Source organism: Exiguobacterium sp. s183 (assembly GCF_018617655.1).
In the GTDB taxonomy this organism is placed as follows: Bacteria; Bacillota; Bacilli; order Exiguobacteriales; family Exiguobacteriaceae; genus Exiguobacterium; species Exiguobacterium aestuarii_A.
In genome coordinates, this window is sequence record NZ_JACSKN010000024.1 from 1 (window position 1) to 230 (window position 230).

Here is a 230-nt window from a genome sequence, read left to right on the forward strand (position 1 = left end):
TGGTGACACGTGGAGCTGAATGATACTAATCGGTCGAGGCTTTGATCTAGTCTATGGTTTGTGTTGATGAATCCTCAGTTTTCAGGGAATAAACCCTAAACATTATTGACATGCGTATGACGTGGTGTTAATATTCATTTTGTCTGGTGGCGATAGCGAGACGGCCACACCTGTTCCCATGCCGAACACAGAAGTTAAGCGTCTCAGCGCCGAAAGTAGTTGGGGGATCT

1 rRNA gene is annotated in these 230 nt (G+C 46.1%); it reads left to right on the top strand.

The annotated features are described in order from the left end of the window. Window positions 1-142: 142 nt before the first annotated feature. Window positions 143-230, top strand: a 5S ribosomal RNA gene (gene rrf / locus KNP62_RS15535); the annotation flags it as partial.